The following is a 22502-nucleotide window of genomic DNA, read 5'->3' on the forward strand; positions in this document are numbered from 1 at the left end:
TAACGAAGAACGATTAAATCAGCGCTGATAATTGAAGCGCTGATTTGCCAACCGACGAAGTTTCCACGGCAGCAGTTTTCCAATACGAATACTCAGAGCCAGCTGCCATGGGAACGCATGAAATGCCTTTTTCCGCGCAATCGCTTTTTTTATTGAAGAAGCAGCTTGCTCCGCTGTGTATTCATAAGGGCGCCAGCTTTTGAACTGATCGGCCATCGGCGTCAGAATATATCCCGGACAGATCACTGATACTGACACCCCCCACTTATAAAGGTGGTCCCGCATCGCTTCACCATAAGCGATCACCCCAGCTTTTGATGCCCCGTAGGCAGGCCCATCAGATATCGGCTGCAGTCCTGCCAAGGAGCTGATCAATGCAATTCGACCGCTTTTACGCTGCTGCATATATGGTGCGACCGCTGTCAAAACATTGACAGCCCCCCCGAGGTTAGTCGCAATCTGAGCATGTGCTGTTTGAGCTGTTTCTACAGTCCCATCAATCTCATGCGACCCCGTGATACCTGCATTAGAGATCACCAAATCTAGTGGGGTCTGTTGCTCCAACTCCTCAACCCAACTTTGAAGAGCTATCGTATCGCAAACATCAAGCGCTTTCCAGAACACCTGGCTCCCGCCCCGCTCAACCTCACGCACAATCTCAAGCAACCGCTCCTCATTTCTCCCTGTAAGACAGAGAGTTACACCTTTACCCGCATAGGAAACAGCCAAAGCTCTTCCAAGACCGGAGCTTGCACCAGTGATGAGAATCGATCTCGGAGAAAACATAAAATTGAGCTCCAAACAGTGCGCATTTCATTTGTTTTGGCAAACAGATAGTTAACGCGCAACTCAGAATCTCCAAATTTTACTGGAGCCACAACTTTCTCCAAAGAAAACAACAGGAAGTTGGTCTTGGTTTCATTACCAAATTTGAATTCTATCGCAGATTGGGGTACTAATTCCTCCATTCAAGCTGGATAGTTTTGACATGCGTATTTTTGATCTGGCGGCAAAGTGGATACAAGTTTTATGAATTTATTTTCCAATTCGACTGATGTGCAGTCAGCTCAAGTAGCTTCAAGTTTTGTGAAATCCATTGCCATCATTGTTCCTGTCTTAAGTGTTTTGTCCGGCTGCGCTGCACTACCTTCAGCTGGGCCAGTGTCTTCAGAGATTCAAGCTGCCTCTTCAGATCGACGCACGGAACCCTTTGATTATCATCTCATTGATCTTGATGATTCGGTCGTATCAGTGCTTTCAGCTTATCAACCGAATGGACTATCAAAAGTCTTCACAGGCGGGAAATGGGCACCAAAGCACATTGTTGGCGTTGGGGATACAGTTTCAGTTGTTGTCTGGGAACAGGGCAATGATCGATTGTTTACGCCGAATGGACAAGCTGGGGGTGTCGAACTAGGCCCATTTATGGTGAACCAAAGTGGTGCAATTACAATACCATATGTAGGTAAGGTAAATGCACGCGGAAAATCTGTCGAGCGGCTTCAAGAAGCGCTCCAGGTTGCTCTTGACCGCAAAGCAACCAATCCTCAAGTCATTGTTACACTGAAGCAAAATGCTAGCAGCTTGGTCACAGTGAATGGTGCGGTAAAGAAACCTGGCCAATATCCTCTGGATTTAAGTGGCAAGCGGTTGCTTGACGTCGTCGCAAACGCAGGCGGAAACGCATCACCAGCGACTGAGAGCTACGTTTCTATTTCACGCAACGGACGCCAAGCAAAGCAATTGCTCAGCACGGTCTTCCAGAGCAACGACGAAAATGTTTATGTCCGTCCGGGAGATAGAATTTTCGTAACGCACGACCCTCAAACCTTCACAGCATTTGGTGCAGTCCCGAAAGTAGGAGAATATCCTATCCAGGCGTCGAATGTTTCACTCGTTGAAGCATTGGGTCGTATCGGCGGACTAGATCAGAACGCAGCAAATTCTCAGGGCCTCTTTGTCTTCCGTTATGAAGATCCTCAAGTGATCTCTCAACTCAAGTCTGAGTATGCTGGAGCAAGTTCAGGCAAGGTTCCTGTGATTTACCGCTTGAATATGAGAGATGCACGTTCCTACTTCAAAGGCCAACTTTTCTCTCTCCGTGATAAGGACGTAGTCTATGTTTCTAGCGCTTACGGCGCCGAGCTTAACAAGTTCATCAGAATCTTAAGCGGTACGCTAGCCATCGGTAAAACAGCAAGCACCTTCTAAATTTGAGGTTATCTGAACACATAAACGATCGAGCTATTGTTGTGGAGCCAAAATGCACTTCTCAATTCGGCTAGCCGTGATATGATTCGATCAAACTTTGCTGTTTTCATTTTAAAAAGTTTGGCGCACGCTTCACGCGACGATTAGTTAACGATTAAAAAGGTGATGAACCGGCATGGAAAAAGGGACAACGGCAAAAGTTGCAGAAATCCGCCCTGCACCGCCGAAGGCTTCCAGCAACAAGTTACCTTCACAAGATTTAAATGCTACAAAAGCAGCAGTGCCTGCACCAAAGCCGAAATCTCCTCTCAAAAAAGTCGCATCAGTTGTTGCGCTTCCAATTGAGAAGAAATGGCAGGAAGCAGACACAAGTGCAAAAAACTTTTTCAACTTGCGTGGTTTAAGACCTCAGCAGTTAAGACGAAAAATTCTGGCTCTTTCATTCGCACTTATGGTTCTTCTTCCGAGCCTTCTTGGAGCGACATATTTCCTATTGATTGCATCGGATCGTTATTCGTCGACAATTGGCTTCTCAGTGCGCGGAATGGACGGCTCATCGGCTGGGGGAGACTTCTTAGGAGCTTTAACTGGTTTAGCCAGCGTGGGTACCACAACCACTGATTCCTTTATCCTGATGGATTATCTGGAAGGTCGAGAAGTCGTTGAGCGTCTGTCCAAAGACGAAGGTATATTGAGTCATCTCAGCGAGGATAGTGTCGATTTCATCTATCGCCTTGATCAAAGTATGCCAATTGAAGAACTCGTCGAATATTGGCAGTCAATGATTACCACGAGCTTCGACAATACATCGAGTATCATTGAAGTAGAGGTCCAAGCATTCTCGCCAGAAATGACTGAACGTATTGCATCGCGTGTTCTCTCATACGGCTCTGAGCTTGTGAATACTCTCTCTCAAAACGCGCGTCGTGACGCCGTAAAATTTGCAGAAGAAGAAGTCCGTCGTGCGGAGTTGAGATTGAAAATGATACGTATGCGCATGAAGGATTTTCGTAGCGCAGAAAGTTCCATTGATCCGACCAAAAACGCTGAAGTACAAATTGAACTCATAGCAGGTCTCGAAAAGCAACTTCTGGACACAAGGTCACGTTTAGCCACACTTGTTGGGACAATCGACGAAAGCTCGCCAACAATCCGGCAGTTACGGAAGCAAGAAGAAGTTTTAATCAAGCAAATTTTGAACAAACGCGACGAAATCAGCGGAAGAAACCCAACGCCACTGCAGCAAGCAACTGAAGGGGCGGATCGCCTGTCTTCATTGTCTGCATTGTTAGCGAATTACGAAGAGTTAGTTGTAGAGCAGGAGTTTGCCCAACAGGCGTATACTGCTGCGCTTGCTGGCTTAGAGCGTTCTCGAGCTGAAGCAGATCGCCAACAAAGATATCTCGCTGTTTTCAAACCGCCTTCAAAGCCACAAGAAGCAATTTATCCAAGACGCTTGATCAATTCACTCATTCTATTTCTTGGGTTACTCGCCATCTGGGCACTTGTTACTGTTATAGCTTACTCAATCCGCGACCACTTGAAATAGTTTAGAGAGCATGGACGGCGTTATCACTACACAAGCACGGGTTATCGCTGCGTTAGTCCTTCGTGAAACAAGAACAGCGTTCGGCGATACCCAATTGGGGTATCTTTGGGCGATTGTTAATCCAGCTCTCAGCACGCTAGTTCTGGTGCTTATATTTTCAAGTATCGGAAAATCTCCAGCTTTTGGAACCAGCTTCGCGCTCTTCTTCGCGACAGGCATTTTGCCATTTCAAACATACTCAAAGCTCTCAAGCTCTCTCATGACAGCGATAAACGCAAGCCGTGGCCTGCTGAGCTATCCACTTGTGAACGAAACTGATATTCTTATCTCTAAATACATCTTAATTGTGCTGACGTATCTCATGATTATTATTGTGTTTTTCACGATGATAATTTGGGGTGATGATGCGTCAACGCCGGTGCGGATTGAGCAGTGTGCGACGGCATTTTTGGTACTTAGCTTCCTTGGGCTGGGAGCAGGGACAACGAATGCTGTATTATTCAGACTTTGGCCGACCTGGAAGCAGTTAGAATCTATAATAAGTAAGCCACTTTTCTTTCTCTCTGGCATTTTTTATGTACCAAGTGACTTTCCAACCCATGTCGTTAAGTTGCTCGCGTGGAACCCTATTCTTCACGGAATAGAGTGGTTTCGAGAAGGCTACTATGGAAACTACGACAGTGTTGTTTTGAGTAAATCCTATCTTCTCACTTGCACTATAGTTCTTCTTTTATTTGGCTTGTTCGGAGAACGATTATATCGAAAGAAGTCAATCTAATGATAGAATTTCTAGATGTGCGGAAAACATACCGTCTTAAAGGTGTGACCAAGACCATATTAAGAGGCATCACCACACGTTTTCCTAGTGGGAGAAATGTTGGTATCCTTGGACATAATGGAGCTGGTAAGTCTACATTCATGCGCCTGATTGCGGGAGCGGAATTGCCTGATAGTGGTCGAATAAAACGCAATGTTAAAGTGTCCTGGCCACTTGGTTTCGGCGGCGGGTTTTCCGGGAATATGACTGGTATTGAAAACGTCCGTTTCGTTGCACGTATGTATGGTGAAGATACCGAACGGATGGTCGACTTCGTGGAAGAGTTTTCCGAGCTTGGACCGTCTATGACACTTCCGATACGGACATACTCAAGCGGAATGAAGGCACGTTTGGCGTTTGGTGTCAGCATGGCAGTGAATTTTGAATGTTATTTAATTGATGAAATTACGGCCGTTGGAGATGCACGATTTAAGCGTAAGTGTGATGAGGTCTTTGAGACCAAACTTAAGCACGCGAACATCATTATGATCTCGCACTCCGAAGCCACGATCAAGAAACTTTGCGACTCAGCATGCCTGCTGCATGAAGGTGAGTTGACGATGTATGATTCTGTCGATGAAGCGCTTGCTCAGCATCGAGAAAATCAGCTTAAGTAGCTGAGTGATAGGCGTTATGACAGTTCGATCAGTTCTTATTTTACAGTCACATCCTTCTGCCTTTTGTCGGGCGCTTGTTGAAGAGTTTGAAGCCCATAACGTCAAGTATACCATTGTTAATTTTTCGCTCAGTGATTGGTATTTTCGCGTTGGGTTGGGTGCGCAAGCTTATTGGGGGCGGTTGAATAACTGGCAAAGTAGGCTGGAGCGGTTGATTGATGAGAATGGCATCACAGACATTCTGTATTATGCAGATCGACGGCCGTACCACCGGATTGCGCATGATGTGGCGATGCAGCGGGGCATAAACACGTTTGCCTATGAGTTTGGCTATATGCGTCCGGATTGGATCACCCTGGAGCGCGGTGGCATGGGGGTGTATTCGCACTTCCCGAATGACCCGGCAAAGATAAAACAAAGCGCTGCTAACTTACCGGAACTGGAACCAACCAGCCGTTTTCCGCATGCGTTTTTGCAGGAAGCGACCAATGAAGTCATCTGCAACCTGATTCCAATCTTCTTCCCGTACCTGTTCCCGTTTTATCAGCGGGATCGCTACTATCATCCGTTTCGGGATTATTTCAGCTACATTCCGCGTCTGATGCGCCAGAAACGGCTTGGACAGGAAGCGGACGAGGCGGTCAACACGCTAATCCAGGAGCAGGCCGAGTATTTTGTCGTCCCCATGCAGATGCAGGGCGATTATCAAATCAGGCACCACTCGCACTACAAGCACCTGTCGGGCTTCATTCGCGAGCTTTACAGCACGTTTTCCCAAAGTGCCTCAGCTGAGAGCAAGTTGGTGTTCAAACTGCATCCGTTTGACAACAACGTTGAGAACTGGCCGAAGGTTATTCGCGAAATTGCAGCAGAGTTCGGTTGCTTGGAGCGCACAATCATTATTGATGGTGGCAATCTAAATCAGTTGCTCAGGCACTCGCGCGGGTGCGTGCTGGTGAACAGCACGGTCGGCATGGAAGCGTTGAAAAGCGGTGTACCGGTGAAAGCCATGGGTATTGCTGTCTATGATATTGCCGGATTGACGGACCGGCGTTCTCTGGACGACTTTTGGAGGGAACCAGCTCTACCCGATGCTGACCTTTATCACGATCTGGAAAAGCTTATGGGGCATACCATTCAAGTGCATGGAAGCTTTTTCAATTCCGAAGGTCGGAAGATTGCGGCGCAAGAGTTTGTAAAGCGCATTCTGGAGGATGGCGTCAACGGACATGGTGCGTTTGTTGAAACGCCGCCGCGTCTGGAACAAGCGAAGGCTGCCGGCGTTCCTATCCCGGCAAATTGTTACTGGAGTGACAAATGACTTCAGAAAACAAGCGCTGCATTTTGCTACTGCAAGGTCCACTTTCCAAATACTATGCCCGTACCGCACACCACTTGGAAGAGCTGGGCGCAAAGACGCTTAAGGTTCATTTTTGTGGCAGCGATGTTCATGACTGGGAGCAAACCGACGCCATTCATTTTTCCGAACCCGCTGAGAATTGGGCGCTTTTTCTGGAAGCCCTGATTGTTGCGCATGGGGTCACTGATATCCTGCTTCATGGAGATCGGCGCTACTATCACAAAGTCGCCATTGGCGTTGCAAAACGGTTGGACGTCACCATCATTGCGACCGAGCTTGGCTATTTGCGTCCGGATTGGATGACAGTCGAGTATGGCGGCTGTTCTGCGCTTTCGCATTTCCCGCAGAACAAGCAGGAATTGATGGAGTTGGATACACAACAGGCGGAAGATACTTCCTCTGTGCTTTATCCTGGCAGCTATAAGCAGATTGTGCTGCAAGAGCTCGGTTTCACGCTTTATAACGCAGTTCATGCCCGTAAGTTTCCTCATTACCACAACCATCGCACAGAATCTCGTGTGCAGGTTTATGGCGGCTGGCTTAAAGCACGCCTACAGGCCAAACGCCGAAAGCAGGAAGCGGATGTTATCTGGAGCCAGTTGAAACAATGCGGCACACCTTATTATCTCTTTGCCTTGCAGCTGAATGGGGATTTTCAGATCCGGGATCATTCTCCCTTTGCCAGTATTTATGAGGCAATTGAGAAGGTCATCGCGTCCTTTGCTAAGAATGCGCCTGAAAAGACACTGCTGCTGTTCAAGAGCCATCCACTGGAATATCGCTTCAAGGAATTGTCGCGAGCGATTGTTGAGGCCAGCCGTAAGCATGGTGTTGAGGTACGCACGCAGCTTATTCACGGGCAGACGATCAAAACGCTTGCTGAACCATCCCTCGGGATGCTGACCATCAACAGTTCAGCAGGCATCGAGGCTCTTGAATATGGTGTGCCAACCTGCTGCATTTTGCCAACGATTTACGACATGGATGGTCTGACGCATCAGGGCGACTGGGAGACATTTTGGCACTCAGCAACACCACCGGAGCCAGATGTGTACCGTAAGTTTATTGATGCGCTAAAAACCACCATTCAGGTACGCGGATCGCTATACAATGCAGCTGGTCTGGAAGCTGCAGCAAAGGGGACAGCAGAAAAGATCCTCTCCACCTCCTACGCAGAGCAACGCCTGAAACGGGTTGAACCGCCAAGGATGGAAAAAGCACGGAAAATGGGCGTTACCTACGAGTACTTTATGTAGTTGACGACCACTTTATGCAATTGGGGAGTATGCATGCAGATCTGTCTTGTTTCCAACGCCAGCGTTTACACTGACGCTGCTTTACATTCATTGCTGGCGTATCCAGACATCCAGATCTGTGGTCTTGTGAAATGCACGGCGGTGGCGGGCAAGCGCAACGACTGGCATGCTTATAAGGACCTTTTTCTCCGCTCCGGTCCGCTCTATGCGGGGTATCTGGGCGCTGTGACAAAGCCAGCCTACCGGATGCCGCATGTTCCCAAATGGAAGAGCATGCGGACCTGGGCTCACAGCCTGAAATGTCCTGTTCTACCGACAAATGACGCCAGCGCGCCTCAAACCCTCGACTTTATCGAGCGTTGCAAGCCGGATTTGATTCTGACGGTTCATCTGGGGCAGATTTTGAACGCGGCATTTTACGAGCGGTTTTCCGGCAAGACCTACAACATCCATCCCGGTAAACTGCCGATCTACAAAGGACCGGATCCGGTCTTTCATGCAATTTTGGAGAATGAGCAGGCTTTCACCCTCAGCCTGCATGAGAGCATTCAAAGGATTGATGCGGGTAAAGTGCTGGCGGAAACGACTGTGGTGCCGGAAAAGAGAACGCTTTTCCGCACCAACCTTGACCTGTTCCGCAAGACGGGGAAGCTCGTCGCCTCCCATTTTCTCGGCAAGAACGACTGCCCACCAGCGCCGGATGACCGGGCGCCGCGGTATCGCAGCTGGCCCACCAATGGCGATGTCCTGAAGTTTCTGGCCCGCGGCAACCGGCTTTAAACCGCAAGGTGGGCACGTGACACGTTAGTCGGCGCGCGCAGCCACTTCCTCTGAGGTCTCAGGTTCAACTCCCGTTTCCTTCTCAGCCGCACGGATACGCTGGCGAGAAAGGGAGAACAGGCCTGCGCCCACCACGATAATCGCACCGAGAATGGTGCTCCAGATTGGCAGGTCGGAGAACACAAGGAACCCGATCGGGATCGACCAGACCAGCTGAAGATAGTTGAACGGCTGAATGTCACTCGCCTGTGCCAGCGAAAGTGCCTTCATCAGCAGGAAGTGTGCGGAGGTCCCCGTGGCGCAAATGCCGAGCAGCAGCGCCCATTCCACCTCATCAAACGCCATCATGTGTTGAGAACCGATGATGGTGGAGAGAACTGTGCCCACGATGCCAACATAGAGAAATGACGTGAGCGCGCTGTCATCCTGGCTCGCAACACGGGTAAACAACTGGTAGAGCGCAAAGCTGACTGAGGCCGCCAGCGCCACCACAGCGCCCCAACCGCCTATATTACCGTCCGGCTGCAGCATCACCAGCAAGCCTGCCATGCCGCAGAACATTGCCAGAATACGACGCCAGCCAACCGTTTCGCCAAGGAAGAGAGCCGCAAGTCCTGTCACGATCAAGGGATGGGCCTGAAAAATTGCCGTTACATCGGCCAGTCCCAGCATGCTGAAGGCGAAGGTGATCAGGCAGATTTCTGCAAACAGCAGAAGGCCACGAATAATCTGAAGCATCGGACGCTTGGTGCGCACCACATTATAAAGCCCTTGCTCACTGATCATGGCCCAGCCAACCGCAATCACCAGCAAAACCCAAAAGCGCACCATCATGATGAACCAGACCGGATGGTCTGATACGAGCTGCTTGGTGATCGCATCCTGCATCGCGAAGATCAGCGTAGACAGGATTGTAAGCGCGATACCCATGTTTCGCTTGCCGAGGAGCTGAGCCATTTTGTGTCCTTGTTAGCAGCACAAATCCGCTTACTGAGGCGAACCAGAAAGCGAATACAGTGGGAGGAAATGTGCTGAAAAGAATTCTTGGATGCCAATCGACATCAATACTGCACGTATACTGTGATGCATCACAAAGCAAATGCAAAAAGCAAGGGACACTCCTTTTTGCATCACAGTTAGGTCAGGTGCTTTGTTTTTTGAAAAACAGAGCTTAGCAGCCTTCTGTCACTTCCTGCAGGTCGGCAGGCTCGTCACATACTTTCACAAGCTTCGACAGCAGGGCGATCACCAGGGGAAAGACCAGCGAACTGATAACAACAGCAAGCGCGAAGGCGACAGAAAACGACTTGAACCACAGCGCCATAAAGTTTTCGACAAACCCGAGGTTCAGCACCAGCATGGCAAATGACATCATAATGCTCATGAAGAATGAAATGCTGATACGCAGCAGGTAGCCATAGGTCCGTGGGGAAACATTCATGCACTTATCTCTATTTTTTGTTTGAGGTCAAACTATATGAAATCAAGTCAAACTGTCAAGATACCGTAGTGCATGGCAGTTATGCAGAGCCGTGGTTTCATCATCTCACCAAAACCACCAGTAATTGCATTGTATTTTTAGTATGATCCGACATTAAATTCAGCGAATTATTAAAGCGGCAATGCCTACACTCGCAGATCGGGTCATTTCCCGCGAGGACCCTCGATGTGACCATCATGATGCAATCGAGTCAGGCTCTATGGATACAAACAACAGCTTATATCGCCCTCCGGCACCTCACCCATACACTGAAGGCACGGGGGACTTTGATGGCGTTGAGACAAACCTCCTGAGGCACCTCCCGGAAGAACTTTACAAAGCAGATATCGTTGACATTTCCACGGCAGAGCAACCCAATTACCTGATCAACGACCCGGACCTCATCTCCGTTATTTTTGAAGAGAAACCCGAGATCTTCGTCAAAGCCGAGGGGATGATTGAGTTGCTGCGCCCGTTGCTGGGCGATCATCCGATTGTGACGAGCAACAACCGGTGTGTAGACCAGCGCGATATGATCCGGCCCATCGGCACCATGCGCACCCAGCAGGTGAATTTTGAGCACATCCAGAACTCAATCAACCGGTTTGAGGATTATTGCGAAGAAATTCAAAATGAAAACCGGGTGATTGACCTGTCTTTGCTGCTCAGACGCCTGAATGCAGACATCGCTTACAGAATGCTGTTTTCCAACGAGCTGCCAACAGATGTGTTCAACGAGATCAACTCCCATGCCCGTGACTTTGAAAAGCGCATCTCGCAGGTGATCCGAGAGACGGCAGAACAAGGTGTTGCCTGGCAGCTGCCCAAGCTACCGCAAACAGCCATGTATGCGGCCCAGCAACTACGATATCTGGTCAGTATGCTCATTGATGGCAATATCCAGCACAACAGCTTTTCCCATCACAGCTTCTTACATAAGTTTCTCATTGCCCGCTCTCCAGAAACCAATATCCCCTTCACTCGCAAGCAAATTGTGGACCACGTCACCACAATCCTGAACAGTCAGGAGCTGGCAGCCGCAGCTTTGATGTGGGCGTTCTTTGTTCTCTCCCAATGCCCTGAGGCCAAGCAAAAGATCCGCGAAGAGGTCAGCAAAGTGGGTGGGCAGGACGATATTCAGTTCGAGCAGCTTTCACGCCTCAGATACACCCGCAATGTCTTCCGCGAGATCCTGCGGCTCTACCCGCCTATTCCGCACCTGACCCGTCGCGCCAGCAGACCAATCAAACTGGGTAAACTGGACTTGCAGGAAGGTGCGCAGATTACAGTGTCCCCATGGATTGTGCATCGACATCAGCAGTACTGGTTCAATCCGGATCGTTTTGATCCTGAACGCTATATGCGCAAAGACCAGCACATCATCATGAAGAGCTTCCTGCCCTTTGGACGCGGCCTGCGCATGTGCACCGGCGCAAGCTCCGCCATTCTTCAAGGCACGCTCATTCTGGCAAACCTCGTTACCCGGTTCGACATAGACATCCTCAACGCCGACAAAGTAGAGCCGGAAGGTGTCCTCTTCCTCGAACCCACCCGCCCCATCGTCTGCAAAGTCACACCACTCCGCAGTTAGGCGGGCATTCCAACATCACAACCGCTCGACGCCAGTCCTCATTCAGTGCTAATGCATTGCTCTGCTGAGTAGCTCCGACATGTGAGGGTGGTTATGTCTGTTAAGTTGAAGCCGATGGTCTTGGCGGATGTGCCTGTGCTGAAAAATATGTTTCAGCTCTACCTCTATGACATGTCCAAATACATGCACTGGCCGGTTTCTGCATCGGGTGGGTTTGAGTTTGATGAGAACATCGTGCTCGCTTACTTCCGCGAGGCTGACCACCATCCCTATTACATAATGCAGGCTGGTGAGATCGCAGGTTTTGCGCTGGTGCGGCAGTATCCTTATGACACAGCGCTGATCGACATGGGCCAGTTCTTCGTGCTTGGAAAGTTCACACGGCAAGGCTTGGGACAAGCGGCCCTGAAAGCCTGCCTGAAGCTGCATCCGGGAGACTGGCAAGTGCGCGTGCTGCCCAAAAATACTGGAGCACTGGCATTCTGGACAAAGACAATCTCTGATCTGACCAACGCCGCCTATGAGACTCGTTCCGGTGACTATCAAGGAACAGAGATGACCTTCCTCCACTTCTCCAGCCAAAGCGCACTGGCCTCCACCACCTAGCCAACAGCTGGTGCCTCTGCCCACCTCGTTATACTAGCCACGAAACACCCGAACAAAGGACCAGATTTGAAAATTCAGTCGCTATGGCACTACCCAATCAAATCTCTGCTTGGAGAAACGCTTAGTAAACTCGACCTTGATGAAAGAGGTGTGGTTGGCGATAGGCAATTCGCTATTTCTGATGACCAAGGAAAATTCGGTAGTGGCAAGAACACGCGGCGGTTCAGACGTATTGATAATCTGTTGTCATTACGTGCTGTGTCGAAGGAGGGCGTTGTGTCAATTGGTTTTCCGGATGGGTGTGCCATTGATATTAGCTCAGAAAAAATCAATCACAGACTCACTGAGTTTCTTGGACAGCCAGTGACAGTCGTTCCAGAGAGAAACATCCCACATTTTGACGATGGTTCGGTGCATCTGTTGCTTTCATCAGAAGTGGCAAAATTGCAAAGCCTTGTTCCAGGGACACAAATTGATGAACGCCGTTTTCGACCGAACATCACCTTGGATGTACCGCAGGATGTAACCGATGACGATTTAATTGGCAGGATACTGACAATAGATGGTGTGCAGCTGGAAGTGACACATAAAACAGAACGTTGCAGAATGGTAACCATCGCACAAGATGACCTCGAGTTCGAGCCAGACATCTTGCGACCAATTGCACGCGATTTCGACGTTAAGTTTGGCGTTTATGCCAAAGTTGTCCAATCTGGTTCAATTGCTATCGGACAAAAAGTGAGTGTCTCGTAAGGCTGCATAGCACATACCTCTGAAGGGCCCAGAGCAGGATTTGCGGTTTTTTTGTTAGACGGGAAAGTTCCAGTACGTGTGCATCGCAAACCACATAGGTTCACTAAAAGATGACTCCAGAAAGACATCTTTGGGATGACATTCGGAGAGGCTTCGCTTTAGATAAGACCAACAGCAAGTATTCGATTATGAATGGAGAATTGTATGAGTCAGCAAGCGTTTAAGGCCCATAGCCTTCTTGGTGCATTTGTTGCGGACGCCGCCTCGCTGGGGCTGCACTGGCTCTATGATGTTGACCGCATCCATCATGTCACGCAGGAACATGATGACTCTGCTGCTTTTGTACCGCTGACCCCATCTTACTTTGAGGGCGTGCCAGCTTACTTCGCTCATGCCAATCGGCAGGACGGCCAGTTCACCCAATACGGTGAAAACCTTCATCTGGCATTGAAGCACTTGCTGGCTCACGACAAACACCTGAAGATGGAAGAGTTTCAGCAGGCTTTTACGGCTCATTTCGGCGCTGGTGGCACCTATAACGGGTATATTGACCGCCCAACACGGGGCACGTTGGAAAACATTGCTAATGAGAAGCTCACCCCTTCTGGCGTAGATGATGATCAGCTCCCTGCGCTCTCCAAAATTCCGGCCGTGCTGTTCGCCTATGATCAGAGCGAGCAGATGCAGGATCAGGTGGAAGCGATTATTCGCTCCACAAATGACAATGAAGAATCCGTCGCTTACGGTTTTATGTTTGCCGATCTTCTGGACCGTGTTGTGAACGGTGAAGACTTGCAAAGCGCCTTGTCTGCTGCAACTGATGCTGCCCATCCTGATATTCAGGAGAAGCTTTTGGCTGCTCTTTCCGCATCAGAAACGAAACCCGTGGCATACGGTGAGAGCACGGGCCGTGCTTGTCACCTTGGCATGGGTGTTCCGCTGAGCTTCCACATTCTCAAGAACACAGGTTCTTATCGCGAAGCGATTGAAGTCAACATTCTGGCAGGTGGAGACAGCGCTGGCCGTTCCATTCTGATCGGTGCAGTTCTTGGCGCAGTGCATGGCCTGGATACCGACAAAGGCATCCCGCTTTCATGGATTTTGAAGGTCCAAAACAATGCAGAACTCTGGCAGGAATGCTGCGGCTTAACCGGGCATAACTAGGGACAAAATCCGAAGATCGGCTCCGGTCTTCGGACGGTAGTAAGAGCAGCATCGAATAATTATGCATGCTGCGCATATTCGTATGAACGCAGTGTGTTTTTAGCTGCTTGAATATCCCAAAACGCTTTCTCGGTTTGTTAGGGCTGTCCCTGAGTTTCCCTTGTGGGTTGCGATAAAACACCTCAAGGTTGCAGGCGCACCTCTTTCAAACCAAAGTGTTTCCAATGGTCTTTCGCCCCCGCAATAGCAGCCTAAACCGCAGGAATTTCCTTAAAACTTCAGCCTCTTCCGTCGTCTTTGCCGGTCTGTTTGATCTGAACCAGACCCGGCCCAATGTGTCGGCCAGAGGCAAACGTGTGATCATTATCGGAGCTGGTATTGCAGGCCTCGCCGCCGCCCGCGATTTGATGGACACGGGCTATAGTGTGCTGGTGCTAGAGGCAAGCAACAAGATTGGCGGGCGCATTCGCACCAACCGCGCACTGGGTGTCCCAATTGAAGAAGGTGCGGGCTGGATACATGGCCCCAAAAACAACCCCATCATGAAACTGGCTGAACAGTCTGGCCAAAAAACCTTCGTCACGAAAGACTCCAATTTCACCGTTTACAACCATATGGGCAAACAAGTTTCCAATCAGAAAATCTCTAAAATGGGTCAAGAACATGAACAGATGCTGGGCCTGATCGGCTCTGGCATGAACAAAGATATGGCTCTTTCGCAGGTTCTGGAGCATATGGCGCCCAGAATGACTCGAAACCCAATATTCAGGTGGATGACATCCGCTTATACTGAATTTGATACAGGCAGCCCGGTGAGCGAACTTTCCGCCATGTATTTCAGCCAAAATGACATGTTCGAAGGTGAAGATGTGGTTTTGGTAGACGGGTACGATCGGCTTCTGGAACCTCTCACCCACGGTATCCCAATCCTCAACCGCAAACCGGTCCAACGCATCGCTTATCATGACCGAGTTGGCGTGTTCGTACAGACCGACAAAGAGATCTTTGAAAGTGATTTTGTGATTGTCACAGTACCACTCGGCGTGCTCAAGGCAAAGGACATCGAGTTCATCCCCCCCTTGCCCAAAATACATAGGAACGCAATTGAACGCGTTGGTATGGGCGACGTCACAAAAATAGCGATGAAGTTCGATGAACTCCACTGGCCTGAAAAAACACAGTATTTTGGCTTAATGACGCAAACTCAGGGCCGCTGGAATTATTTCCTCAATCATAAGCCCTTTATCAACGCAAACGTACTCACCGCGCTGAGCTTCGGCAATTACTCCCGTATGATCGAGACCATGGATCACGACTATATGCTTGAAGATGCAATGAAAGCCGTGCGCACAATGTTTGGCTCGGATACACCTGATCCCCGTCACTACATTGCAACCCGATGGTCGCAAGACCCTTACACGAAGGGCTCTTTTTCTTACGCAAAAGTTGGTAGTGATCCGTATGATTTCGATATTTTATCCGAACCTATCGGTCACTGCCTGACATTTGCCGGAGAACATACTGATTTTAAGTACCATGGTACCGTTCACGGTGCATATCTGAGTGGCAAAAAAGCTGCAAAAGTTGCAGTGGAAACAATGCTTTAGCTTTTTTTTCCCTCAACCGTTATGAAAAAAGCCGCAGGAGACCAATCCCACGGCTTCATCGTTTTCACAATTTCTTATTCTACTACAGCAGCTTACGCCTTAGCATCGATCTCTTCAAGCACATCCAGAAGCTGGTGCGGAAGGCCAATTGTGTAATCCGGTTCTTCATCCGCATTCGCTGGCTCTGTCGGATAACGCGGTGTCCAGTTGATCCAGACAGATGTCATCCCTAAACGGTTGGCGCCTGCCACATCGCGCTCAAGGTTATTCCCCACCATGACACAGCCTGCATGGTCCGCTTCTTCCAGTCCCAGCAGCTTAACCGCCTCAAGAAACATACGCGGATCAGGCTTGTGGCAACCAACGGCTTCAGAGATCGACCGTGCATCGAATTTATGCCAGAAATCCATAGCCTTATGGACGTTCTCGAAGCTCTCCACCAGACCATCTGCAACCAGTGCAACCATGTAGCCGCGCTCCTTGAGCCAGTCCACCAGCTTGTCCCCGCCCGGGATCGGCTCTGCGGAGAGCACTAATTCCCCCTCAACAAAAATCTGAGAGCCTTCGTCGATCAAAGTATCCCCGCTGTCGAGGAACACAGCCTTCACGCCTTTCGCCTCTTTTCGCAGCTGCGCCAAAACAGAGCGAACCCGAGACGGAACTGAAGCCTTCAGCTCTTCCCAAGGCATCATTTCAACTGAGCGCAGATCGAAGGTTTGATCGAAGTAGAACGATGGCTTGAATGCTTTTGTTTCCATATACTTACGCGCCACATGGTGGTCATAAGGCTTCAGGTCGGCAAGTTCATTGGCAAACATATCTGGTACCAAAATAGTGCCAGAGCCCGCTCGATCACCACAGCAAATGCAAGTCACCGCAAAGTTCGCCCGCAACGCTTCAGAACTCGCTGCAAAAGCGTGTTTTCCCGGTTCAGAACAAAGGGTTACCCGCCCTTCTTCCAGCGGCACCTGATGATCCCACGTGCTCAATTCCCCAGCACAGCCATGGGCACTGCCTTCAACACGCACCGCTTCACCAGCTTCGCTGAGATACACCCAGATGTGCTCCAGCTCATACAGGTGTTGGATATCCCAGTCCCACCAGATAGCATATTCGATTGCAAGTGCAGCGCCGTTTAGCTTTATTTTATGGGCACTTGAGACGGATATAGCGTCCTGATCATAGAGCGTATATCCCAGTGCCGAAGGGAGGAAAGGTTCTTTGTCATCAAACCGGATAACAGGCGCATGCTGCTTCACCAGCTCTGCAATATCTGCCGATGTTGCCTCAGAAAAAGACAGAGGGGCTGCGGAAATGTTCAATTGAAACTCCTTGTTCTTCTTGTCCTGCAAGAAAGTTGGCGCCTTACGCAGCACCTGTAGAAAGAGGAAGAGCCCCCTTGCGGGGATGGGAAACGGAACGCCGCTGTTTCAGCTCAACCGGCTTGATTTCATGCAGACGCTTACTGGAAGGATTGCGTATCTTTTCAATGATATAGCGTGCTGCAGACGCTCCCATCTCGGCAATCGGCTGCTGGATGGTAGAGAGTTGCGGCGAGGTGATGCTGCTGATCGGGATACCATCGTACCCGAGGATGGAGATGTCCTCCGGCACGCGCATGCCACGATCAAAACATGCATGCATCGCACCAATGGCCGCGGTATCCGTAATGGCGAAAAGAGCGGTTATTTCAGGATGTTGGTCCAGCATCTCATTGGCTGTAGCATACCCCAAGTCATACCGCTTTCGCTCATTGGGCTCAGGCAGGTAGACTGATTTTTCAATCTGATACTCGCGGGCAACTTCCAGTATGCCGCGCATACGCAAGTTGCCAACACTCTCGCGGCGGGGATCATGGTCGGCTTTGGTCGCAAGCACACCAATATGTTTATGCCCGAGTGCAACGAGGTACCGCATACCAATCCGGCCCCCCTCAGTATTATCGCAAACCACAAAGGACTCTGAGCGGCGGCCAGGTAAAATATCTACGTAGACCGTTGGAATATCGTTAGCTTGCAAACGTTTAACGTTCTTCAGCGTCTCTGCTGCGGAATTTGACGGACGAACGATTGCACCTGCCACCTGCATCTCGATCATGGTCTGAGTGTACTTGCGCTCCCGCTCGGCTTCTCCCCGTGTGCAACAGGAAAGAACCTTGAAGCCTTCGTCATGCAGCGTCTTCTCAATGGAGGCATAAAGCATGGTCGCGAACGGGGATTTCTGGTTCTCCAAGAACAACGCGACCAAATTGGAATCCTGCCGGCGCAAAGCGGTTGCCAATCGGTTGGGGCGATACCCCAACTCATCAATGACAGCCTGAATCTTTGCGCGGGTTTCATCCTTCACCCGCTCATCCTTGTTCAACACACGAGAGACGGTTGCCGTTGAAACCCCAGCCTTTTCTGCAACATCCCGAATACTTGCCATCAGTGCTACCCCGCCATCGCTTCGAGCTGGTTCACTGGCGTATTTTGCACCACATCAGGATGATGGCAAGCAAGCATATGGTCTGCGCTGATCTCACCGAGCGCTGGATCAGAACTCTCACAAATACCTGAAGAATAACGACATCTAGGCGCGAACGGGCATCCCTTCGGCAAGTTGGTTGGGTCCGGCACATTGCCCTCCAGCCGGATGCGGGTATCATCCCCGTGGGCATTGGGTACTGGCTCCAGAATCGCACTCATCAACGCTTCTGTATAAGGATGCCTTGGCGTGTTGAAGATCGTCTCCGTATCTGCCAGTTCCACAATCCGGCCCGCATACATCACAGCAACGCGATCGCTGATATGCGCCACAACACTCAAGTCATGACTGATGAATAGGTAAGTGAGATTCAGCTCAACCTGCAGATCTTTCAGCAGGTTGAGGATCTGCGCCTGCACAGAGACATCCAGCGCAGAAACCGCTTCATCAGCAATAATCACCTTCGGATACGGCGCCAAAGCACGTGCAATACCAATACGTTGGCGTTGTCCGCCGCTGAAGGCATGCGGGTAACGTTTGAGGAACTCTTTTGAGAAGCCAATTTTATCGAGCACCTCAAGAACACGATGCTCAATGTCCTTTGAGCTCTTCAGTTCCTGTCCAACTCGCAGCACTTCAGCGATGATATCATAAACCGCCATGCGAGGGTTGAGTGAGGAGTTCGGGTCCTGAAACACCATCCGAATATCCGCCCAGTATGGACGCAACTGACTGTCCGTTTTGCCAGTCAGCTCAACGTCTTCCTCGTTTGGACGGAACACCACCTTGCCCGTGGTTGCCTTGTGCAGGCCGATAATTGTCTGGCCCAGTGTGGACTTGCCGCAGCCAGATTCTCCAACAAGACCAAGGGTTTCGCCGCGCCAGATGTTGAGTGAAACATCATTCAGCGAGCGCACTGTTCCCGTTTGACGGTTGAAGAAGCCTGAGCGGATCGGGAAGTGTTTGCTCACGTTCTGTAGCTCAAGGATTGGTGCAGCTGTGCGGTCTACCGGGTTTGGGACATGCAGGCAGTCATCAACTTGGGAGGTCGACGCATGTAGTGGGACAAGATCTGCCTGTGCCCCAAACCCGTGACAGCGGACGCTTTGCACCTCACTGATCGCGGTAAGCTCTGGTAGTTTTTCGTTACAAAGACCGGTGACAAAGTGGTCACAACGCTCCTGAAATGGACAGCCCTTGGGCCGGTTCTGAAGGCTTGGTACGACGCCCGGAATGGCATCGAGGCGCGCACGACGCTTGCCATCAGTGTGAGGCAGGGAGGCCAAAAGCCCTTTGGTATAAGGGTGTTGCGGGTTGGTGAGAATCTGCTCAACAGGTCCCTGCTCCACCACATTGCCCAGATACATGATGACCACTTCATCAGCGATATCTGCCACCACACCCAGGTCATGAGTGATGAACAGCATGGACATGTTGCGGGTCTTTTGTAGATCACGCATCAGGTCCAGAATGATTGCCTGCGTGGTTACATCCAGCGCGGTGGTTGGCTCGTCTGCAATGAGAAGGCGCGGGTTACAAATTAGCGCCATAGCAATCATGGCACGCTGACGCATACCGCCGGACAGTTCAAAGGTGTAGCTGTCAAACCGATCTGCAGCAGAAGGAATGCCCACGAGCCGCAGCATCTCAATTGCCTGAAATTTGGGTTCATCGTTGCTCAGGTTCGTATGCCAGCGCAGCACTTCCACAATCTGGTTGCCAATGGTGTAGAGCGGAGACAGCGAGGTCATCGGCTCCTGATAGATCATTGAGATCTCATTGCCCTGAATGGCGCGAATGTGTTTGGCTTTAGCTGGTCCCTCCGCTAGATTTAACGGCTCACCAGACATCTGTGTGTAGTCGATCCTGCCACTTTCAATGGCTGCGTGATTGTCCAGAATACGCAGTAAGGCCTTTGCGGTGACGGACTTGCCGCAGCCGGATTCCCCCACCAGACACACCGTTTTTCCTTCGGGAATGGAAAAACTGATGTTGTCCAGTGCGGTTACCTTCCCATCATCTCCTGAGAAGGAAACGCTGAGATCCGTGACGTTAATCATGGGTTTCATGGTTTCGATCCTCACTTGGAATAAGGGTCGGCAGCATCACGCAAGCCGTCACCAAAGAAGTTGAGTGCAAGCACTGCAATCACGACCATCACACCCGGCCAAAACAGCCATGGGGCATTGGCAATGGAATGGATGTTTTGTGCTTCCTGTAGAAGAACACCCCAGCTGACTACGGGTTGGCGCAAGCCAATACCCAAGAAGGACAGAGAGGTTTCAGCAACAATCATGCCTGGAATGGCAAGTGTCACCACCGCAATGATATGGCTGATGAAACTTGGCACCATATGGCCTACCAGAACGCGCGGAACAGAACATCCGTCCAAACGAGCGGCTTTTACAAAGTCCTCTGATTTGAGGGAGATAAACTTACCTCGCACCACGCGGGCCAGCCCTGTCCAACCAATGATCGACAAAATGACCGTGATCAGCAGATAAGTCTGCAAAGGCGGCGTATCTGGCGGAATAGCGGCAGCCAGACCAATCCAGAGCGGAATACTTGGCAAAGATTGGAGGAACTCAACAACACGCTGCGTGACTGTATCCACCCAACCACCAAAGTAACCGGAAAGCCCGCCGATGAGCACCCCCAGTACGAGGCTGAGGGCAACGCCAACCAGACCAATGGTCATTGAAACACGGGTCCCATGGATGGTGCGGCTCAGCACATCGCGGCCAAGACGGTCTGCTCCCAGCAAGAACATGCGATCACGTTTCTTGACCGGACCAAACAGGCGACGCTCAGCGGGAATAAAGCCAAACAGCTTGTAAGGTTTGCCTTTGACGAAAAAGCCCAGTTTCACCACACGGCGCGGGTCCTCAACAAATGTGCGGCGACCTGAGTTGTAATCAATTTTGGAGCGGTACCCCAGCACATGAGGTTGGAAGACTGTGCCTTCTTTTGTCTCCAGCAACCAGTGAATACTCTGCGGCGGTGCGTAGGTGTTGCGCACGCTAAAGTCATTTGGATCATGAGGTGCAAGGAACTCCACGAACACAGCGATCAGATAGATCAGCAGCGTGATAATACCACCCAGCATGCCGAGTTTATGTTTGCGGAACCGGCGCCACATCAGGCGCCACTGGCCCTCATACGCGCGCGAACTTGTTGGTGCTCCAGCGAAATCAGTAGCGCTCATCATAGCCCCCCATTGTTGAACTGACGGCGGATACGCGGATCAAGCCAGGCGAGTAGAATGTCAGAAAACAACGTTCCAATCACAGTCAGGAAACTGAGGAACATGATTAGGGCAGCTGCCAGATACATATCTTCCTGACGCAAAGCATCAAACAGCAGCGGACCCGTGGTTTGCAAACCAAGCACGATGGAAACAATGGTGGAGCCAGACACGATCTGCACAAACAGCTCGTTGAGGCTGGAAACGAATGGGTTCAACGCATGACGAACCGGATACTTGGTGAGCACCCAATGTTCCGGCATGCCTTTGGCGCGGGCGGTGACCACATAAGGACGGTGTAACTCATCCAAAAGGTTCGCGCGGATCGTACGGATCACGCTTGCAGTGCCTGCAGTCCCTAAAACGATCATAGGAATCCAGATATGAGCCATTAGGTCACCGACACGGGCTAAGGACCACGGTGCGTTGACGTAATCCGGAGAGAACAGCCCGCCGACATTTTGGCCAAAATAGCGGAAAGACACATACATCAGCACCAGCGCCAGCAGAAAGTTTGGTACAGCAAGGCCGATAAAACCGAGGAAGGTGGCGACATAATCGCCAAGGGAATATTTGCGAACAGCGGAGAAAATACCAACGGGAATGGCAACAGTCCAAATGAAGACCATAGAGCACAGCGAGAGTAGAGTCGTCATACCCAAACGGTCCCAGATTAACTCTTCAACTGGCAGCTCATAGCTAAAAGAGCGTCCAAGATCTCCATGGACAACCATTTTCCAGATCCAATCGAAGTATTGGGCCAGAACAGATTTATCCAATCCATATATTTTCCGCAGACCTTCGGCTTCAGCAGCGGTGATGTAATCTCCATCCAGCGATGCTTCCAAAACCAATCGGTCAATATAGTCTCCGGGTGGCAGCGTGATCACCAAAAACGCGACGAGCGAAATCGCGAGCAAGGTTGGGATCATCAACAGGACCCGTTTGACAACAAACATTCCCATTTAAAGCAGTTATCCTAGTTGCAAGGCTCTGCCCCT

The 22502-nt window shown here is 50.4% G+C and carries 20 protein-coding genes; 12 read left to right on the forward strand and 8 right to left on the reverse strand.

The window, feature by feature from the left end; genetic code table 11:
- Positions 1 to 18 precede the first annotated feature (18 nt).
- Positions 19 to 786: an SDR family NAD(P)-dependent oxidoreductase gene (locus PsAD26_RS11405; protein WP_063310517.1), complete on the reverse strand. Its 768-nt coding sequence runs from the start codon at positions 784 to 786 to the stop codon at positions 19 to 21.
- A 243-nt stretch (positions 787 to 1029) separates the two neighbouring features.
- Here PsAD26_RS11405 and PsAD26_RS11410 point away from each other — a divergent pair, with 243 nt between their 5' ends.
- From PsAD26_RS11410 to PsAD26_RS11440, 7 genes are all read left to right on the forward strand, one after another.
- Complete coding sequence (locus tag PsAD26_RS11410; protein ID WP_063310518.1) at positions 1030 to 2211, forward strand: polysaccharide biosynthesis/export family protein; 1182 nt, start codon at positions 1030 to 1032, stop codon at positions 2209 to 2211.
- Positions 2212 to 2386: 175 nt separating this feature from the next.
- On the forward strand, positions 2387 to 3760 hold the full coding sequence (locus tag PsAD26_RS11415) for a hypothetical protein (RefSeq protein WP_063310519.1): 1374 nt from the start codon (positions 2387 to 2389) through the stop codon (positions 3758 to 3760).
- Between the two features lie 10 nt (positions 3761 to 3770).
- Positions 3771 to 4538 (forward strand): ABC transporter permease, encoded by a 768-nt coding sequence (locus PsAD26_RS11420; protein WP_063310520.1) that lies wholly within the window; start codon positions 3771 to 3773, stop codon positions 4536 to 4538.
- Positions 4538 to 5194, forward strand: coding sequence for an ABC transporter ATP-binding protein (locus PsAD26_RS11425; protein WP_063310521.1), 657 nt, complete (start codon positions 4538 to 4540; stop codon positions 5192 to 5194). The genes PsAD26_RS11420 and PsAD26_RS11425 overlap by 1 nt, the downstream gene beginning before the upstream one ends.
- A 16-nt stretch (positions 5195 to 5210) precedes the next feature.
- Positions 5211 to 6515, forward strand: coding sequence for a capsular biosynthesis protein (locus tag PsAD26_RS11430; RefSeq protein ID WP_063310522.1), 1305 nt, complete (start codon positions 5211 to 5213; stop codon positions 6513 to 6515).
- The gene (locus PsAD26_RS11435; protein ID WP_063310523.1) at positions 6512 to 7810 is read left to right on the forward strand and encodes a capsular biosynthesis protein; all 1299 of its coding nucleotides are present in this window, start codon (positions 6512 to 6514) and stop codon (positions 7808 to 7810) included. Before PsAD26_RS11430 ends, PsAD26_RS11435 begins: the two co-directional genes overlap by 4 nt.
- 33 nt (positions 7811 to 7843) lie before the next feature.
- Positions 7844 to 8590, forward strand: coding sequence for a formyltransferase family protein (locus PsAD26_RS11440; RefSeq protein ID WP_063310524.1), 747 nt, complete (start codon positions 7844 to 7846; stop codon positions 8588 to 8590).
- 24 nt (positions 8591 to 8614) lie between these two features.
- Here PsAD26_RS11440 and PsAD26_RS11445 read toward each other — a convergent pair whose 3' ends face one another.
- A complete protein-coding gene (locus PsAD26_RS11445; RefSeq protein WP_063310525.1) occupies positions 8615 to 9547 on the reverse strand; it encodes a DMT family transporter in 933 nt (310 codons plus the stop codon).
- Positions 9548 to 9761: 214 nt separating this feature from the next.
- A complete protein-coding gene (locus tag PsAD26_RS11450) occupies positions 9762 to 10031 on the reverse strand; it encodes a DUF2798 domain-containing protein (RefSeq protein ID WP_057461061.1) in 270 nt (89 codons plus the stop codon).
- Between the two features lie 181 nt (positions 10032 to 10212).
- On the opposite strand from PsAD26_RS11450, the gene PsAD26_RS11455 reads away from it, so the two are divergent.
- The 5 genes from PsAD26_RS11455 (at position 10213) to PsAD26_RS11475 (ending at position 15791) form a co-directional block, all read left to right on the forward strand.
- Positions 10213 to 11661, forward strand: a complete 1449-nt coding sequence (locus PsAD26_RS11455) for a cytochrome P450 (RefSeq protein ID WP_208985641.1) — start codon at positions 10213 to 10215, stop codon at positions 11659 to 11661.
- Between the two features lie 93 nt (positions 11662 to 11754).
- Positions 11755 to 12267 carry a GNAT family N-acetyltransferase gene (locus PsAD26_RS11460; protein WP_063310526.1) on the forward strand — a complete coding sequence of 171 codons (513 nt, stop codon included), beginning with the start codon at positions 11755 to 11757 and terminating at the stop codon, positions 12265 to 12267.
- A gap of 66 nt (positions 12268 to 12333) precedes the next feature.
- Positions 12334 to 13020, forward strand: a complete 687-nt coding sequence (locus PsAD26_RS11465; protein ID WP_063310527.1) for an MOSC N-terminal beta barrel domain-containing protein — start codon at positions 12334 to 12336, stop codon at positions 13018 to 13020.
- 204 nt (positions 13021 to 13224) lie between these two features.
- Entirely contained in the window at positions 13225 to 14184 is a 960-nt protein-coding gene (locus PsAD26_RS11470) for an ADP-ribosylglycohydrolase family protein (RefSeq protein WP_063310528.1), read from the forward strand.
- 224 nt (positions 14185 to 14408) lie between these two features.
- Positions 14409 to 15791, forward strand: coding sequence for an FAD-dependent oxidoreductase (locus PsAD26_RS11475; RefSeq protein ID WP_063310692.1), 1383 nt, complete (start codon positions 14409 to 14411; stop codon positions 15789 to 15791).
- Positions 15792 to 15883: 92 nt separating this feature from the next.
- Here PsAD26_RS11475 and PsAD26_RS11480 read toward each other — a convergent pair whose 3' ends face one another.
- The 5 genes from PsAD26_RS11480 to PsAD26_RS11500 are packed head-to-tail and all read right to left on the reverse strand — an operon-like array spanning position 15884 to position 22466.
- Positions 15884 to 17113, reverse strand: coding sequence for an HAD family hydrolase (locus PsAD26_RS11480; protein ID WP_063310693.1), 1230 nt, complete (start codon positions 17111 to 17113; stop codon positions 15884 to 15886).
- A gap of 43 nt (positions 17114 to 17156) precedes the next feature.
- On the reverse strand, positions 17157 to 18218 hold the full coding sequence (locus PsAD26_RS11485) for a LacI family DNA-binding transcriptional regulator (RefSeq protein WP_063310529.1): 1062 nt from the start codon (positions 18216 to 18218) through the stop codon (positions 17157 to 17159).
- Positions 18219 to 18223: 5 nt separating this feature from the next.
- Positions 18224 to 20326, reverse strand: a complete 2103-nt coding sequence (locus tag PsAD26_RS11490; RefSeq protein ID WP_063310530.1) for an ABC transporter ATP-binding protein — start codon at positions 20324 to 20326, stop codon at positions 18224 to 18226.
- 11 nt (positions 20327 to 20337) lie between these two features.
- The gene (locus PsAD26_RS11495; RefSeq protein WP_063310531.1) at positions 20338 to 21462 is read right to left on the reverse strand and encodes an ABC transporter permease; all 1125 of its coding nucleotides are present in this window, start codon (positions 21460 to 21462) and stop codon (positions 20338 to 20340) included.
- Entirely contained in the window at positions 21462 to 22466 is a 1005-nt protein-coding gene (locus PsAD26_RS11500; protein ID WP_063310532.1) for an ABC transporter permease, read from the reverse strand. The genes PsAD26_RS11495 and PsAD26_RS11500 overlap by 1 nt, the downstream gene beginning before the upstream one ends.
- Positions 22467 to 22502 lie beyond the last annotated feature (36 nt).

This window comes from Pseudovibrio sp. Ad26 (assembly GCF_001623285.1).
GTDB classification, from domain to species: Bacteria; Pseudomonadota; Alphaproteobacteria; order Rhizobiales; family Stappiaceae; genus Pseudovibrio; species Pseudovibrio ascidiaceicola.